Raw genomic sequence first — 17,205 nt, forward strand, 5'->3', positions numbered from 1 at the left:
CCATAATTTTTACTATTTTTGCAATCACAAAATTTAACCAAATTTTGAGGTCCTATAGCTCAGTTGGTTAGAGCACCTGACTCATAATCAGGTGGTCCCTGGTTCGAGCCCAGGTGGGACCACTGAAAATTAGACACTTACAAGAATGTAGGTGTCTTTTTTTATGTTATTGCAAGAAAGTTGCAAGGTTTTAAAAGTGATAATACTTTGTCGGGAATAAATCTTATTGACAAATACGGTGATTTTGTAATGTTTTCCGGTTATTATTGTATTTTGCTAAGAATCTCGTCACATAATTGTTTACCCTTTTTTATTCTTCCGGAATCAAGGATACTTACAAATCCCAATTTACACTGATTTATCCTGTCATTATACTTGAATTTATAATTTCCAAACTCACTATCTTTTTGATCAATTTGAGGATATAATAACATACTTTTCGGGGATTCCCAATGTAGATTGTATACAAACATTTGCTTTAAATCTTCATCGGAAGGTTTATTGGATGTAGTAATTTTCCATTTTGTATCAATGATAAAATTTTCTCTGTCTTCTTTTGTTAACAATATGTCCGGTTTAATTCTTTTATTTTCCCAAAACTTATCGGAATTTTGATAAGAAACTTTGTAAGTTGCTGGTTTGTATTTATGAAGAATTCTAAAAATATACTCTTCCCAAAGTTTGTTCATATCGAATAACAAGGTTAGCATGTTCTCATTACCAGAGCTAATATTTGGTGAATAGTTTAGAATTAGCATTCTTGCAATTTGAATCGCATTTGTGTAAGGCTTGGTTTTCCGATTTGTTTGAATCTTTGCAAAGTGTCTTGGAGTTATCTTCACTTTGTCAATTTTATCAAATTCTAACATAATCCGATTAATTCTATCAGTAAATCCTCTGGTCTCTAAATGTTGTAATACGGATAAACCTTCAAGTAAAATTTGATGGATTAAGTTATTTCTATCATATACTTGATGGGAACAGTAGAACCTTTCTTTATGAACCAGATTTTTTTGGATGTTCTGAGAAAACAACAGTTTTCCTTTTAATGAAAGCTGATTGCTTTGATTCTTCCTGTATTTTTTTATTAAACCTCTCTTTATTAAGTACTCTATTTCATTCAAATAAATGTCATAATAAGCCTCAAGAACAGAATTATATTTCTTCTTAAGATGGGTTTCAGATACGTTATCAACCTGAATAAGTTTGCATTCCTTCAACATATGAAGTAAGACATCACGCCAAATTAATTTATTATCGTTGTTGTCTGCTTTCGGTAAAATTTCGATAGTTAATCCCCCAATTTGAATAACCCCCACATAACAATTAAATAGAATTCCTTTATGTACAGCTGTAAAATATTTATTACCGTTTTTCTCATTAAACAATACAAGAGACTGGAAATGAGTTTCAGTAAATCCATCTTGTCCAATTTTTAATTTTTGGTATTCAAATACTTGTATTGGTTTATTTTTGGACATCAGATGGTTTTAATTTTTCAGGATTATAGATTGAAATAAATGTTGCAGCATTCCAAGAATCTTGAGGAATGAACTTGAAAACTTCTTTTTCATCCAAAATTTCTGTATTATAAGCAAAATTCTGAGCCAAAATATTTTCACCATTAATCGTTTTAGAAATTACAAATCCACCGCCTAAAACTAAACCTATTTTACCATAATCACCATAAAAATATTCTTCCAGAAGAGGAATGATGTTATTTGCAAAGATATTTGACAAATCCTTGAGACATTTCACTTTTAATAAATATGAATGACCGATTTGATGATCTTTATCAATCAAAAATTCTATTCTGTCATTAATAGTTTTGAGAATAGTTTTCAAGCTTACTTTTTCTTCGAAGTAAGGATTTAATTTTTCAGCATTCTTTATATTATAACCTTCTTTAGTAAAACTGTCCCATAATTTAAATTTATCTTCTTCCCAATCAAGGTTAAACTCGAATAACTCTTTAAGTCCGTTTTCAACCTCTATCCATCTACTGTCATCCCATCCGACATCTTCATATTGCCATAAAGTATCATAAATAATTTTATTGGCTTCTACTAAGTCGGGATCGGAAGGCATTTCTGTAAATGAGAATCTTCTGCGTAGAGCTGTATCCATTGCTTCAACACTTCTATCTGCAGTGTTCATCGTTCCTACAATATAAAGATTCTCAGGTACTGAAAATACTTCGTTGGAATATGGTAAGATTGTTTCTATATATTCATCATTATCCACATAAACACTTTTTCTTTTATCAGCTTCAAGTAGAGTGATTAGTTCTCCAAAAATAGCTGAAACATTTCCTCTATTAATTTCGTCAATGATGAGAACATAATTTTTTTGAACAGAATCTTTTTCTTTCTTGAACATTTCTTTTATTACATCCTTCTTAACATCTTTGTCATAGAACTGATAGATTGTTTGTTGAGATATTCCTTTACTGACAAAAACATTTGAGTTTAAATTTAAATCTGTAGCCAACCATTTTACCTTTCTAAATTGATAATGTTCCAGATCTTTTTTGTTATCATAAAAGTATTCACTTTCAATCACCCCAATAGCATCAATTATTTTGTTGCCTTTTGATACTAAAACAATATCTCCAATTTTCATTCTTTGAAACCAAAACATTGCTTGGATTACATATTTACTTTCTTTAACTAATTCAGAATATTTTTCTTTAAATTTATCTCTGAACAAATTCCATTCTTCAATATCTTTAAAATCAGTAAAGTCTTTATCCTCACCCCATCCTAAGAAAAGTAACCCATTATCAATTGACCATTGGTGTTTTTCTAAATTCTGTAAACCGCCTAAGCTCATTTTGAAATAATTACAATTATCGAAATCGGTATCTAGCGAATTAGTAGCGACGTTGGCTGACTTAGCCACATTACACAATTCTTTGAAAATTCCAGATTTTTTTTCGTAGATAATCTGTCCATTAATCTCTTCAGGTCTTATTCCTTCGACAAAATCTTCATAACTCATACTTTGATGAAAGGTTGTAAATTTAATATGGCCTAAGTTTTTTAAATCTTCATATTCGTTTAAAATTTCTCCTCTGCTTCTTTTACGGATACCATTAATTATTTCTACAGCTATTTTTTTTGTTAAGTATGTCTTGCCTGTTCCGGGTGCTCCGTATAAAATTTGGTTTAAGGGGAATTTTGTTGTCATATCTGCTATTTCTGAATCTTGAGAGGTTTCCGTATTATTTATATTTTCTGTCTTATCTTCAATCCTATACATCCAAAAGAAAATTTGTGCCTTATAAATATCCTGATAGCTAATCTGGTCTAAAACTTCCTTATTCTTATTTATTTGATCGTCGGGCACAATAGCGATTTCAAAGTCATCATTAAGTTTTTTCAATAAAGAATCAAATTGGTTTGGAGCATCAACCGAAGTTAAATTATATGGAAATAGAGACCTTAGAAATCGATAAATAACAGTCCAATTATTTCCTTCAATTAGGGTTTGAGTTTTTTTGAAGCATTTGTGAATATCATTTTCTAATAAAATATTAAGAAGAATGGAAAAATTATTTGAAACTTTCTCCCTAATTTTTTTACGAACAGTTAATTTGATCAATTGATTTCTTATCGTTGAAAATCCGTTACTGGACATGAATAGATATCTCTCTAAGAAGTCCCCATTGATATTATTTGAAATAATTTTATATTCAGAATTTAATTCACTGTAGGAAGTGTACTTATTGTTTTCACAATTTTTCTTTAACTGAGCTATAACTTCTGTGTAAAGCTTGATGTCCTGATACCATTCCCAACTTTCCAGTTTTTCATGTTCAATGAAAAAATCATACTTTTTTTGTAATGTGTTTAAAGACATTATTTTTCTGGTTATGTATAGTAAAAAATCTTGAGCTATGAAATTCCAGTGTAATTCCGTTAACTTTTCAATATTTAATATTTCTATTATCTTTTGGACATTTATTTTGCTTTCTTTCAATAACTCTTTAACTGTCATATAGAATTCTTGATAGAATTCGAATGCTTTAAAATCTCTTTTGGGTGCATCGTGAATACTTGTTAGAAACATATGGGATGGTAGAGATTCATTGTCGTATGCTATGAATCTTTCCGGTTTATAAAAAGAAAGAAATGCACTTGTTTTTGGAAAACTACTAAAAGATAAAGTGAGATTTTCTTTATTGACAGAAATTTCACCATTCACAATTTGGTTTATCTTTAGAAGATCTTCGATTGTGACAAAGTCATCTTGATATCTGATTATTGTTAGAATAAAATTGACCCCTTTTACAGTGGAATTTGGTGAATATGTTTGCTTTTGGGAAAGTTCTATTTTCGATTTTATTTCTTCAAATGAATCATTTTGAAAATCAATATTTTTTTGAATCCAATCGATAAAGTTGAATTTGTAAATTTCTTGTGTTTTTAGCCAATCGGTGTTTGTAATTGCGTTATTGTATCTATTTACACAGGAATTTAAGACTTCTGGATTTACCATTGAATCGCCTTTGTTTACGACAATTTCAAAGCCCAAATCTTGAAAAGGTTTATTTACTTTACCACCAAATAAAGTGCTTTCATCTATTTTGTATTGTCTTAATTGAGCCATATATCTCATAATTTCTTTTGGAGGATAGGTTTTGCCCTCAATCAGAATTGAGTATTTGGTAGATTTGATTAATTCTATATTATTATTTCGAATAAATTCTATTGCTTCAAAAACTAAGTTTGAATTCATTAGTTTTTTAAAATCATTTGCTGAAATGTATTTCAATTTTCTTTCATCTGACATTGCGTAAATGTTGGTTAAATTTAAATCTAAGTTAAAATACAATAATACGAGTTAATCACTTAAAATAGACTTAATGATTTAAAAATATACCACAATTCTTAATTATGTGCTATATTGCAATATTAATCATGATAATACGATAGTTTAAACAATTAAACATGAGTAAAAAATTATTTTCGGAAAGAGATATTTGTACAAAATTTATAACTCCGGCATTAGAAAATGCTGGTTGGGATAAAATGAAACAGTTTCGAGAGGAAGTTAATTTTACAGATGGTAGAATCATCGTTCGTGGCAAGTTATCTACTCGTGGCAAAAAAAAGAGGGCAGACTATATTTTATATTATAAACCCAATATACCAATAGGAATTATTGAGGTAAAAGAAAATAATCATGAAGTCGGTGCAGGAATGCAGCAAGGATTGGAATATTCTGATATTCTTCAGTTACCATTTATCTTTTCAACCAACGGAGACCGTTTTTTATTTCATGACAAAACTAATTCTACAAATGTTGAAACCGAAATTGAATTAGATGATTTCCCTTCACCAGAAGAATTATGGAGTAAATACTTGAAATTTAAAGGTCTTAATGAAGACGATTCAAAATCTATTGTTGAACAAGACTACTTTTTTGATGGTTCCGGAAGATCCCCAAGATACTATCAACAGAATGCAGTAAATTTAACGCTTGAAGCCATAGCTAAAGGTCAAAACAGAATATTGTTGGTGATGGCAACCGGAACAGGTAAAACTTATACCGCTTTTCAAATTGTACATCGTTTATGGAAGTCAAGAACCAAAAAGAGGATATTATTTCTTGCAGATCGTAACTCTTTAATTGATCAGACCAAAAGAGGTGATTTCAAGCATTTTCGTGATAAAATGACCATTGTTCAAAAGAGACAAGTGGATAAATCCTATGAAATATATTTAGCAATCTATCAAGGCTTAACTGGAAATGAGGATGAGAAGAACATTTTCAAACAGTTCAGTGAAGACTTTTTTGATCTAATAGTTATAGATGAATGTCATAGAGGAAGTGCTAAGGAAGATTCAGCATGGCGAGAAGTTCTAAAGTATTTTAAATCTGCGACACAAATAGGTCTTACTGCAACACCAAAAGAAACTGAAACCGTAAGTAATTCAGAATATTTTGGTGATCCAATCTATACTTACAGTTTGAAACAAGGGATTGAAGATGGGTTTCTAGCACCTTACCAAGTTGTTAGAGTGACCTTAGATGTAGATGTGGAAGGTTGGAGACCTGAAAAAGATAAAAGAGATAAAGATGGTAATGTTGTTGAAGATAGGATTTATAATAGAAAAGATTTTGACCGAAATTTAGTTATAGATAACAGAACTTGGGCAGTCGCAAAAAAAGTAACCGAGTTCCTTCAAAATACAAGCAGATTTAATAAAACAATTGTCTTTTGTAGAGATATAGATCATGCTGAGAGAATGAGGTCTGCAATTGCAAGTCTGAACTCCGATCTTGTATTGCAAAATCATAAGTATGTTATGAGAATTACCGGAGACAATGATGAAGGAAAAAGAGAATTGGATAATTTCATTGATCCGGAACAGACTTATCCAGTTATCGCCACAACATCTGAATTAATGACTACAGGAGTAGACGCCCAAACTTGTAAACTGATCGCCTTAGATACCGAAATCGGATCAATGACGAAATTTAAACAAATTGTCGGGCGTGGAACCAGAGTGAATGAAGAATTTGGTAAGTTATATTTTACCATTATGGATTTTAGAAATGTGACAGATTTGTTTGCTGATCCTAATTTTGATGGTGATCCGGTAAGAATAAAAATTATTGATGAAAATACTCCGGCAAACGATGATTTCGATAATGATATTCCAGACGAATTCCAAACTGACGAAAAAGGAAGTATTGATCAAGTAAATGACCCTAAACCAGAATATCCAGATCCATTTACAGAAAAGAAAACAAAACCGTCAAAAGTCTACGTAAATGGTGTAGATGTCACTGTACTAAACTCAAGAGAATTATATTTTGATAAAGAAGGTAAACCGATTACAGTGAGTTTAAAAGATTATACTAAAGATCTTCTGAGTGAAAAATATTCTTCATTAGATCAGTTCTTAAATCTTTGGAAGAATTCCGATAGAAAAGATGCGATTATTCAAGAATTGGCAGAACAAGGTGTCATGGTTGAAGAACTTTTGCAGGCAGTAAACAAAGAATGTGATCTCTTTGATATTATCTGTCACGTTGCTTTTGATCAAAAACCTTTAACACGTAAGGAACGTGCAAATGAGGTGAAAAAAAGAAATTATTTTGCAAAGTACGGTGAGCAGGCAAGAAATGTTCTAACTGCGTTGGTGGATAAGTATGCAGATGAAGGTGTGGAGACTATTGAATCAATGGAAGTATTGAAACTAAACCCGATTTCTGAATTTGGTTCGCCCATGGAAATTGTAAAAACTTTTGGCGGGAGAGAAATGTATCTCAGTGCTATAAAGGAACTTGAAAATGAAATCTACTCAATAGCTTAAATTATGTTACTATAATCTTGGTGTAGATTTTTTAGGAACGTACTTTTGCAAATTAGAAAAATAAAAAATGAGTATTACAGGCGTAATAGAAAGTATAAGAAAGATAATGTGGCAGGATTCTGGACTGAACGGTGATGCACAACGTTTGGAACAATTAGGATGGATGCTGTTCTTCAAGGTTTTCTGTGATAAAGATCAGGAAATGGAACTTATGGATAAAAATTATGTCTCTCCAATTCCTGAAAAATATAGATGGGAAAATTGGGCAGGAAATGATGAAGGCATTACTGGTGAGATATTATTAAATTTTGTTGATCGTGAGCTGTTTCCTGCACTTAGAAACTTAGATTTAAGTACCGGAAATCAACGTGCACGTATTGTACACGAAGTTTTTGACGGTAATAACAACTACATGAAGAGTGGAATCAATATTCGCAAAGTTTTGAATAAACTTAATGAAATTGATTTTAACAATACAAAAGATAAACATGCCTTTGGAGATGTTTATGAAGGTCTTTTAAAAGATTTGCAGTCCGCCGGAAAATCAGGGGAGTTTTATACACCGAGAGCGATTACTCAATTTATTACTCATATTCTAGATCCCAAATTAGGAGAAAAGGTTTTGGATCCGGCATGCGGGACAGGTGGATATTTAACTGCGGTAATTGAAAATATCTCCAAAAAAGTTTCTTCTTTAGAGGATTTGAAATCTTTACAGGATAATATTATCGGGTGGGAATATAAACCATTACCGTATCTGCTTGCAACCACCAATTTAATTTTACACGATGTTGAAATCCCTAATATTACCTACCGTGATTCCTTAGACAAACCTTTGTCAGAATATCGTGAAAAGGATCGTGTGGATGTTATCGAAGCAAATCCTCCGTTTGGGGGAATTGTAGCGAATAACAATGAAAACAACTTTCCTCAGAATTACCGTACCAAAGAATCTGCAGATCTGTTTCTTATTTTGATGATTCATTTATTAAAAGTTGGCGGACGTGCAGGAATTGTTTTACCGGACGGATCTTTAACAGGAGATGGTGTAAAACAAAGAGTCAGAGAAAAACTGTTAAAAGATTGTAGATTACATACTATTATCCGGTTACCAAATTCTGTGTTTCAACCTTACGCAACTGTAGCCACAAATCTGTTGTTTTTTGATAAAGTTCATCATAATAACGATACGTCATGTTTTGCTACAAAAGAAGTTTGGTATTATGAACACCGATTACCGGAAGGCCAAAAGTCTTACAGCAAAACAAAACCCATTAAAGAATCTGAGTTTGATCCGATTAGAGAATGGTGGAATGATCGTAGGGAATCGGAAATATGTTGGAAAGTTTCAATTGACATTTTAAAGGACCGTAATTTTGATCTTGATATTAAAAATCCATATAAAGCTAAAGAAACAGCGGAATATTCTTCAATAGAACTTCTAGAAAAATTGTCACTATCATTTAAAAAGTCAGAAGAGATTTTTGAAATTCTTAAAAATAGTGTTTCATAATGGTATTCAAAAAATATAAACTCTCTGAACTACTTATCAGAAAAAAGGACCAGGTTAAACTAGTACCTGATGCTAAGTTTAAACGAATTACAATTCGGATGAATCATAAAGGGGTTGTTCTACGTGATGAAGAATTTGGGTCCAAAATAAAATCAACAATGTTTAAAATAAATGGTGGTGATTTCGTATTATCTGGAATTGATGCTAGAAATGGTGCATTCGGTATTGTTCCTAGTGAATTAGATGGCGCAATTATTACTAATGACTTTTGGTGTTTGACTCCAAATGAAAATTTATTAGATAAGCACTTTTTCTTGTTCCTTACATCAACAAAATTTTTTGATCACATTTGTAAAATAAGTAGCGATGGAACTACTCAAAGAATTAGATTGCAAAAAGATAAGTTTTTTAATTTTGAAATTTCTATCCCTGAGATAAAATACCAAAAAGAGTTGGTTCAAAAATTCAGTGATATAAGAATTGCAACTATAAATTTAAAAAAGGAGCATAACGAGCAAATAGTTCTTATTAATCAACTACGTCAGGCATTTCTCCGAGAAGCAATGCAAGGAAAATTAGTTAGTAACGAAACTTCTGATGGGAAAACCGGTGCTGAACTATTACAGGAAATTCAAGCAGAAAAGGAAAAGTTAATAAAAGAAAAAAAGATTAAAAAATCTAAACCTTTACCTCCAATTTCTGATGATGAAATTCTACTTGAAATTCCTGACAATTGGATATGGTGTAGATTAGGTGATATTATTTCTTATACGGATAATTTGGATGTTCAAAAGAGATTGGCTTCGGATACAGTCATAAACTATGTGGATATTGATGCGATTGATAATAAAAAATATATTATCAAAGAGGCAAAGCAAAAAAAAGTATCTGAACTTTCATCCCGAGCAAGAAGAATTCTTAAAAAAGACTATTTAATATATTCTACTGTTAGACCCTATTTAAAAAATATTGCTATCATCGAAGAATCTCTAGAAAATTATATAGGTTCAACTGGATTTGTAGTTTTCAAAACTCACCAATGTTTAAATAAGTTCGTATTTTATTTTTTGTTAAATCCTGTTTTAAATAAAGAATTTGAGGAATTAATGGTTGGATTCAACTCTCCAAGTATATCTAATGATACTTTTGAAAATACACTGTTTCCACTTCCATCACTTGAAATTCAAAATCGTATTGTTATTAAATTAGATGAACTGATGAATTATTGTGATGAATTAGAAAAATCAGTAAAAGAAAGTCAAAACTATAATGAACAACTTCTTCAACAGGTTTTAAGAGAAGTACTTGAAGGAAAGAATGAAGCAGAAAATGAAAATCTACAATTAGTTGCAGATGAATCTCCAATATATTCTATCCAAAATACAATTAACAAAAATTGTGATACCGGAGATATGGCAATTCTTGCAGGCTATATCATAAAAAAATTAAGTACTCAGAATTCAAAAGATTTTGGTCGGGTGAAATTACAGAAGATGCTTCATCTGGTAGAGTATCATTGTCAATTGTCTTCAGAATTAAAATATCAGAAGAATGTAGCCGGACCTTACGCCTGGGAATTGGAACATGTAATAGAACCAAAATTAAAGTCTCTAAGATTTTTTGAAATAAAGAAAGATGATTTTGGCAAAGCATCCAAAGTCACCTACACTCCTTTATCAGCATCCAAGGAATTACCATCTTTATTTAACCGAGAGTTTAAAGATCAGGCTGAAAGTATAAACAATCTTTTAGATAAGTTTCAAGCGAAGACCTGGGAGTTTTGTGAAATGATTTCAACTATGTATGCTGTTTGGAATAACAGATTGATAAAGAAAGAACTGTTCACCGATGATATTTTGAAACAAGATTTCCTTGATTGGGATGATAAGAAGAAAAGATTTATTGATCAGTTGGATTACGCACTTGAATGGATTAGAAAAGAGAAAATTGAACCAGTGGGATTTGGGGAATATATTGATAAGAAATAACTAATAACAAAATAAAACTAGCCATGACAACAATTAAATCTGTAACAGAGTATCTTGAATTAATCAAGGGACTAGAAATAAAAGACAATGTCTTTTTTAGAGGACACGCAAATGAGAATTATGTTCTTGAACCTGGTATATATAGAAAGGTAAAGGGAGATAAAACTTTGGTTGAATTTGAAGACCAGATTTTCAGAGAAGTGATTTCAAAATCGCCACAAGAGTTTGTTGGAAAAACAACATTAGAATCATTAGCGTTAATGCAACATTATGAGTCACCAACTCGGGTTTTAGATCTCACAGAAAACTCTTTAGTTGCTTTATTCTTTGCTGTCAATAAAGGTAATGAAAATGGTGAAGTTATTATTTTCGACATTCCTGACGAGTTTGTCGGTCACTATAATAGTGATCGAGTAACCATTTTATCAAATATTGCTAAATGTGGAAAAGATTTTAATTTTAACTTTGGACTAGTGCCCTTCTACAGAAATAAAATTGATGAATTAAAGTCTAAAAAAGTAGAGATTGAGTTGACCGAACGATTTGGATCAACATTTAATCAAGATATTACTGATTTTTTTATTTTAGATACAACGATAAATGAATGGATAGAAGCAGAGAAATATGAGCTAGAAAATATAGAAACATTTTATGAAAATTTAAAAAGAGATTTTGAGGAAAATAAAGGAGGGCTTATCGATGTAGCTCTAAAAGATTTCAGAAATTCATTTATTGAAAAATTAATAGGAATCTACAAAATAGGAGTAAGCAAAAGTATTCAAAATGTTAATTATAGACATTTCGGAAAATTACTACATAATATTCGAGAAGATAAGGCATATTTTGATTCCATAATTGATCCCTATGATGTGTCTAAAGTTTTTGCAGTTAGACCTAAATTAGATAATCCAAGAATTGTGAGACAGCATGGTGCATTTTTAATTTTTGGTATTCATGAAGTTCAATTTACAGGTTTTGGCAATTTTAAGCCTATGGCTGATCTAAATAGAGAGTGGATTTTAAAAGGAATCGACGAAGAAAGAATTTTGGTCGACAAGGACTCTAAAAGGTCAATATTAGAAGAACTTGAACAGTTGGGAATCAATCAATCCACGTTGTTTCCAGAAGTTGATAAAGTAGCAGACTTTGTTAGAAAAAAGTATCAAGATAAACTTTAAATAAACACCAATGAAAAAGTATTTTAGAAACTTATTTGGTATTAACCAGTTAGAAAATTCTGCTGAACGGTTGGAACTTTTATCTAAAAAACAGAGTGAAGATTTTGAAAGATATGAGACTGTTCAAAAAGAAAGAGAACAAAAACTAATTGATCTACTCAATAAAGTTCAAGATAATGAACATTATTTGACTGTTACAAAAGATAACAATATTGAGCTTACTCAAAATGATCAGATTGAAATTTCTAATGAAATTGTATTGGATGAAAACTTTACCTTTAAAAGGATTGATACTGACGAATTAGGGAAAAATATCAATGGTTTTACTTTAATTTCTAACGAAGAATCTAGCAAAGGATTACTTTCTTCATTTGCAGGATTATCCTCAAATGTAGGAACCGCCAAATATATGGCAAATTCCTTCTATACTACTACTGCAAGTCCTTCACAATTGATGAGGTATGCTAATAATACCTATAGTTCAATAATTACTGACGGTGGAAAGTTTTCAAAACATGTTGGTTTTGTCAAAGGTAATATCGGAGTAATGACACCAATGATAGCGTTTCAGGTTTTAACAATGGTTACTGCCCAAGCACACATGCAGGAAATTTCTAAAAAGTTAAATCTTATAAACGATAAAATTTCATTCCTATTAACTTTTCATAAAAACGAGAGGATTGCAAAACTAAAATACATAAACACTCAGTTGGAAGAGTTATATAAACGTTCTTTTTTTACCGGTGAAGATTTTGTTTTAATAAATTCCTTTAAATATGACTTACAGGTTATAAAGGATGAATCTTATCAATTATTTGTGAAAGCATTATTTGATATTCAGAAAAAACACAGTCTAACAGTAAATCCTGTACTGAATGAAGAAAACAATTTTCCTGATAATTCTGTAAAGAAAGTATGGAAACAAACAAAATTATTTTTTGAACATTCCAAGTCTGATGTGTCTAAATTATTAATGAGTTTTAAAGAATTTGATCTTTTTACTTATGGAGAAGTTGCTCTTACCGCAGAGAGATTATTTGACAATTTACTAGTAGTTGAACTCCAGTCAAATCTTAAAGTTAGAAATTTAGATCAAGATAGAATTGGTAAAATTGACGAACTAAAGAAAAGCTTGGAAAATAATATGTCGTCACCAAAGATTGAAGATGATATAAAGTTAGTTTTCAAAGATTTTAAAGAAAACCTTAATTATTATCTATCACAAAAGGAAGATAGTGCTTTTCAAAATATATTCTCTAAAAATAAGGAACAGATCCAAAATCTGAAAGAAGATTTATCAAATGATTTTGAGTTTTTAGAAACTCTTTTACAAACAGAAAACTCTAAAACCGGATCTGAAATTATCAGTTCTTTTGATGATAAATATGAAATTATGATTGATAATTCTGGCGAAAAAGAATTGATTTACATGAAACTGTCAAATAATAATTTAAACATTCAATAAATTTTTCACACTATGAGATTACGTTTAAACCATTCTTCAACACCTGCAAGAATTTATGGTCTTGACAATTATGATGAATTTGAACACCATGGTTTTTTAAAATTGAGAATAAACTATGAAGGTGAAACTAAAGAGTTTATCATTGGATATACAAAGCCGTATACGAAGAAGGCACTCAATATTTTTGCAAAACTAATTAATCTAAATCAAAATGGAGATCCGGGAGATAAGCTTGAATTTAATGAATGGCAGAAGTCTATCACAAGAAATAAAAACCTCATTGTTGATATATTTGATTTTCAATATTCTCTGTTAGATTAAATTTTCATTTATTTTGAATACCGTTTCATTATCTAAACTGTCCAAATAATGTTTTGTAACAGTTGTATTTGAATGTGATAACATTTCAGAAATTATATCAATTGAAACACCCTTTCTCCTTAGCACTGTCGCATAAGAATCGCGAGCGGTTTTTAGTTGTAGGGTAATTGATAATTGAAGACATTGTGAGATTTTTTTAAGAGATTTATTAATACTTTTTCTCATTTTACGGTTCATGTAATCAAAATTTTCATCAGTGTAACTTTCTTTTAAAAATCCAAGTACGAAAGGACTATTTTTATCACCAATTTTACTTAAAATATTTTCTACCTTATGATTTATCGGAACAACAATTTCCTGTCTCATTTTTTTTCGGGTATTCTCTGTTTTCTTTCTAAAAAATACAAAACAGTTACCATTTCTCTGATCCCATCGTAGTCTTAAAAGATCGGCAAAGTTAATACCATTACATCGATACAGTAATTCCCAAATATCACGGGCAAACTCTTCGTCATCACTCTCAAATTTATCCAAATTTATAATTTTAGATATTTCATCATTAGTAAAAACTTGTTTTTTCGGGAAATATTCACAAATAGAATAACCATCTTTTCCAAAGGGATAAAAATAATGAGCTGGCAATATGTTTTTCTTTTTCATGAAATAATTTATTACCGTTCGGAGGTCTCTAAAGTTTGAATTTATAGATGAAATCGATACACCTTCCTGTGATCTTTTTCGTTCAATTTTTTTCAAAAATTCCGGTGTGATTTCCAGAATCGTTAGATCATTGTTTTCTCTTGTAAAAACGTTTTTTGACTGTTTAATATGAATTTTCGTTCTAATACTTAAATGTTCATTTTCTTCACAATATGTTTTGAATAAATCATCTAATTTTAATGATATTTGAGTCGTTTTCGTTTGATTTTCTTGTGTATCCTCTTTAAAGAAAGATTGTTTAATAACATTTCTATCGAAAACCTTGATCTCTGAAATGATTTTTTCAGCTCTTGAAATCTGTTCCTGACATTGCCGACGAAACTCAATTGTATTCTGTCCCATATCTTTTTTAATAAAGATTTTGTTATATTGGCTTTCAGTCATCTTCGAAATGTTGAGATACAGTTGGTTTTTTCCATCAATAATGCGAATACTCAAATTATAGTTTTCATCTTTTAACTTCACTCTTTTATCAAGTACAAGACTACATGTTGCCATTTTTGAAAATATTTAAATTTAAACCACTAAAACCGGAATTCTTATCTCACTAGTCATATTCCCTCCTTCATCAATCCAACGGTCAATCTCCTGTTTACTGAATATCAGTTTTTTTCCGATTTTTTTAAAAGGTATCTGCTTTCTATTTACCTTTGAGTAAATCGTTGCCTTTGTAAAAGGGATATATTTTATTAATGAATTAAGATCCATATATCTGTTTTCTTCCATAATTAATGTTATTTTTGAAAACAAAGGCGTCGCAATGCTAAGCCTTTGTTTTGGTTTTGCCAAACCGGCAGTTGAAAATTTTAGCTTTAATCTTCTCTTCCCTAATTTTACACATAGATCATCCTGTTCACAGAAGCTGTGAATTAAAAAATTCGATAAAATTTTAGATTAAATTAGAGGAGAGGTAGATGTTACCATAAAGTTTTTATAGAAACTTCTATGCCGCAAGATCAATTTGATCATCGGAAGAGACAAAGTCATTTTTTAAAGTATGATATTCATTCTCATCATACTCGGAAATTCCTTTTTCAAGAACCTCTTTGATTTTTGGAATATTCTTGTCATAAAGTTCAGTCATAATAACTTTACGGTTTAACATCAATCCGGCGCGACCAACGGACCCCGTACCGGCAAATGGATCCCAAACTCTTCCTTCCTCAGGTATGAAGGATAAAATGAAAGGTAAAGGAAGCAAGGTGGGAAAAGAACCAAAAAAACCAGTTTGTAAACCACTCTGCTGTGATCTTTCCTTTGAGATATTCAATTTCAAAATCTGTTCAATATCATTGTCACAGAGAAAATTTCTCATTGTCTTATATTGGTTGGAAATATGATATGAAGTTTTTAGGTTTGCATCTTTGTTACCCTGTTCTGAACATCCTCTTTTGACGGTAGCCGATTTGCTTGGATCATAGATCTTCAACTGATTATAATAGTAATCCTTAGATTTGGAAAATATCAGTACAGATTCATAACCATTGGTAAATCTTTTGGTTTTGTTCCCCTGTGGTTTATTATTTGATTTCTGCCAGATTACCTGGTCTATGAAGAAAAAACCTTCTTTTTTCATCTCAAGGATTAGTAAAGGAACTACACCCACACAAATACCGTCCTGATATGAGTCATGAAGATTAATAATGATGACACCATCTTCGGTCATGTTATCCGCACCGATTTTCATAACGTCAACAATGTTTCTTACAAAAAATTCCGGTTTCTTTTCTCTTCCGATTTCGAACTCGCTGTTCTTGGAATCTTTTTCAGAATATTCAATCTGATTATAATACGGTATTGATGTTAAAATACCATTTATCAACGTTCCTTCGGGAAATTTCACATCAAGAGAATTCCCCGGTAAAATAATGTATCTATCAGATATTATGTTTGTAGCAATATCAATGTTAGTAGTTCCAGTTTCTTTCTTATGATTGTATTGACGAACAAGAGATTCTGTTTTTCTTAAATCATATTTTTTACTTAAAAATCCCTCAATGACCTTGGCTTCTTTTTCTTTCTCCAAATCATAATTGTTTTTTTTATCATTCAAAATATCCAAGACACCTTTTACACGATCAAAAGATACTTCGTTTTCCAAAAGTTTATTGGAAAGATTTAGGCTGTTTTCAGGATTCTCTTTTTCGAAAACCAAAGATTTTTTAAAAGTAATAACATTGTTTCTTCCCCAGCCTCTCCCGTATTGTTCAGATATAAACTTGTACTTTTCATTATAAGTACTTTCATCAAGTTCTGATTCGGTATCAACAACTCTTAAGTAATGAGAAAGAAGTCTTTTGCGTTCTTCCAGACTTGGAACAGACTTTAAGTTAAATTCAATAATCCAATCCTTCACTTCATCTTTGGAGTTAGGATAATTTTCAAGGATAATGCAATCGACCTCGTTTAAATTTAAATCCTTTACCGCTAAGAATCGTAAGACACCGTCGACGATAACATATTTATCTTCAAATTTAAAAACAACTATGGGATTACAATAACCCGACTTTACGATCTGTTTTTTAAGATTTTCAATAAATTGTTTCTTTTCTTTTCTCTCAAAAATTTCATCCCATTCTTCAGGAATTTCGAGTTGAGATAATTGCAATTTTGTTACTCTGTTAAATAGTGGTAAAACCACTCCTGCTGATAATGTTTGTTTTTGCATGATATTATTATTTAAATATTATGA

The 17,205-nt window shown here is 30.7% G+C and carries 11 protein-coding genes and 1 tRNA gene; 7 read left to right on the forward strand and 5 right to left on the reverse strand.

Features of this window, described 5'->3' with window-relative positions; translation table 11 throughout:
• Positions 1-48 precede the first annotated feature (48 nt).
• Positions 49-122: transfer RNA gene (locus tag ODZ84_RS17830), tRNA-Ile, on the forward strand.
• A 141-nt stretch (positions 123-263) separates the two neighbouring features.
• Here ODZ84_RS17830 and ODZ84_RS17835 read toward each other — a convergent pair.
• Both ODZ84_RS17835 and ODZ84_RS17840 read right to left on the reverse strand, forming a co-directional pair.
• A complete protein-coding gene (locus ODZ84_RS17835) occupies positions 264-1,481 on the reverse strand; it encodes an McrC family protein (RefSeq protein WP_266173726.1) in 1,218 nt (405 codons plus the stop codon).
• A complete protein-coding gene (locus ODZ84_RS17840; RefSeq protein ID WP_266173727.1) occupies positions 1,468-4,794 on the reverse strand; it encodes an AAA family ATPase in 3,327 nt (1,108 codons plus the stop codon). The genes ODZ84_RS17835 and ODZ84_RS17840 overlap by 14 nt, the downstream gene beginning before the upstream one ends.
• A 158-nt stretch (positions 4,795-4,952) precedes the next feature.
• Between ODZ84_RS17840 and hsdR the strand changes: the two genes are divergently transcribed.
• From hsdR to ODZ84_RS17870, 6 genes are all read left to right on the forward strand, one after another.
• Complete coding sequence (hsdR, locus tag ODZ84_RS17845) at positions 4,953-7,328, forward strand: EcoAI/FtnUII family type I restriction enzme subunit R (RefSeq protein WP_266173728.1); 2,376 nt, start codon at positions 4,953-4,955, stop codon at positions 7,326-7,328.
• A 67-nt stretch (positions 7,329-7,395) separates the two neighbouring features.
• Entirely contained in the window at positions 7,396-8,841 is a 1,446-nt protein-coding gene (locus ODZ84_RS17850; protein WP_266173729.1) for a class I SAM-dependent DNA methyltransferase, read from the forward strand.
• Positions 8,841-10,829: a restriction endonuclease subunit S gene (locus tag ODZ84_RS17855; protein WP_266173730.1), complete on the forward strand. Its 1,989-nt coding sequence runs from the start codon at positions 8,841-8,843 to the stop codon at positions 10,827-10,829. Before ODZ84_RS17850 ends, ODZ84_RS17855 begins: the two co-directional genes overlap by 1 nt.
• A 23-nt stretch (positions 10,830-10,852) precedes the next feature.
• Positions 10,853-12,007 (forward strand): FRG domain-containing protein, encoded by a 1,155-nt coding sequence (locus ODZ84_RS17860; protein WP_266173731.1) that lies wholly within the window; start codon positions 10,853-10,855, stop codon positions 12,005-12,007.
• 10 nt (positions 12,008-12,017) lie between these two features.
• Complete coding sequence (locus ODZ84_RS17865; protein ID WP_266173732.1) at positions 12,018-13,472, forward strand: hypothetical protein; 1,455 nt, start codon at positions 12,018-12,020, stop codon at positions 13,470-13,472.
• Between the two features lie 12 nt (positions 13,473-13,484).
• Positions 13,485-13,793: a hypothetical protein gene (locus tag ODZ84_RS17870; RefSeq protein WP_266173733.1), complete on the forward strand. Its 309-nt coding sequence runs from the start codon at positions 13,485-13,487 to the stop codon at positions 13,791-13,793.
• Here the strand turns inward: ODZ84_RS17870 and ODZ84_RS17875 are convergent.
• The 3 genes from ODZ84_RS17875 to ODZ84_RS17885 all read right to left on the reverse strand — a co-directional run bounded on the left by ODZ84_RS17875 (position 13,785) and on the right by ODZ84_RS17885 (position 17,181).
• A complete protein-coding gene (locus ODZ84_RS17875; protein ID WP_266173734.1) occupies positions 13,785-15,011 on the reverse strand; it encodes a tyrosine-type recombinase/integrase in 1,227 nt (408 codons plus the stop codon). The two genes, ODZ84_RS17870 and ODZ84_RS17875, sit on opposite strands and share 9 nt — an antisense overlap.
• 18 nt (positions 15,012-15,029) lie before the next feature.
• The gene (locus ODZ84_RS17880; RefSeq protein ID WP_266173735.1) at positions 15,030-15,302 is read right to left on the reverse strand and encodes a helix-turn-helix transcriptional regulator; all 273 of its coding nucleotides are present in this window, start codon (positions 15,300-15,302) and stop codon (positions 15,030-15,032) included.
• A 154-nt stretch (positions 15,303-15,456) separates the two neighbouring features.
• Complete coding sequence (locus tag ODZ84_RS17885; protein WP_266173737.1) at positions 15,457-17,181, reverse strand: DNA methyltransferase; 1,725 nt, start codon at positions 17,179-17,181, stop codon at positions 15,457-15,459.
• Between the last annotated feature and the right edge of the window lie 24 nt (positions 17,182-17,205).

The sequence above is a fragment of the Chryseobacterium fluminis genome, from assembly GCF_026314945.1.
GTDB classification, from domain to species: domain Bacteria; phylum Bacteroidota; class Bacteroidia; order Flavobacteriales; family Weeksellaceae; genus Chryseobacterium; species Chryseobacterium fluminis.

Bases quoted from the DNA above. Each gene is read 5' to 3' on its own strand.
- ODZ84_RS17835 (WP_266173726.1), bottom strand. From the start codon at position 1,481: ATGTCCAAAAATAAACCAATACAAGTATTTGAATACCAAAAATTAAAA.
- ODZ84_RS17860 (WP_266173731.1), top strand. From the start codon at position 10,853: ATGACAACAATTAAATCTGTAACAGAGTATCTTGAATTAATCAAGGGA.
- ODZ84_RS17865 (WP_266173732.1), top strand. From the start codon at position 12,018: ATGAAAAAGTATTTTAGAAACTTATTTGGTATTAACCAGTTAGAAAAT.
- ODZ84_RS17855 (WP_266173730.1), top strand. From the start codon at position 8,841: ATGGTATTCAAAAAATATAAACTCTCTGAACTACTTATCAGAAAAAAG.
- ODZ84_RS17870 (WP_266173733.1), top strand. From the start codon at position 13,485: ATGAGATTACGTTTAAACCATTCTTCAACACCTGCAAGAATTTATGGT.
- hsdR (WP_266173728.1), top strand. From the start codon at position 4,953: ATGAGTAAAAAATTATTTTCGGAAAGAGATATTTGTACAAAATTTATA.
- ODZ84_RS17875 (WP_266173734.1), bottom strand. From the start codon at position 15,011: ATGGCAACATGTAGTCTTGTACTTGATAAAAGAGTGAAGTTAAAAGAT.
- ODZ84_RS17840 (WP_266173727.1), bottom strand. From the start codon at position 4,794: ATGTCAGATGAAAGAAAATTGAAATACATTTCAGCAAATGATTTTAAA.
- ODZ84_RS17885 (WP_266173737.1), bottom strand. From the start codon at position 17,181: ATGCAAAAACAAACATTATCAGCAGGAGTGGTTTTACCACTATTTAAC.
- ODZ84_RS17850 (WP_266173729.1), top strand. From the start codon at position 7,396: ATGAGTATTACAGGCGTAATAGAAAGTATAAGAAAGATAATGTGGCAG.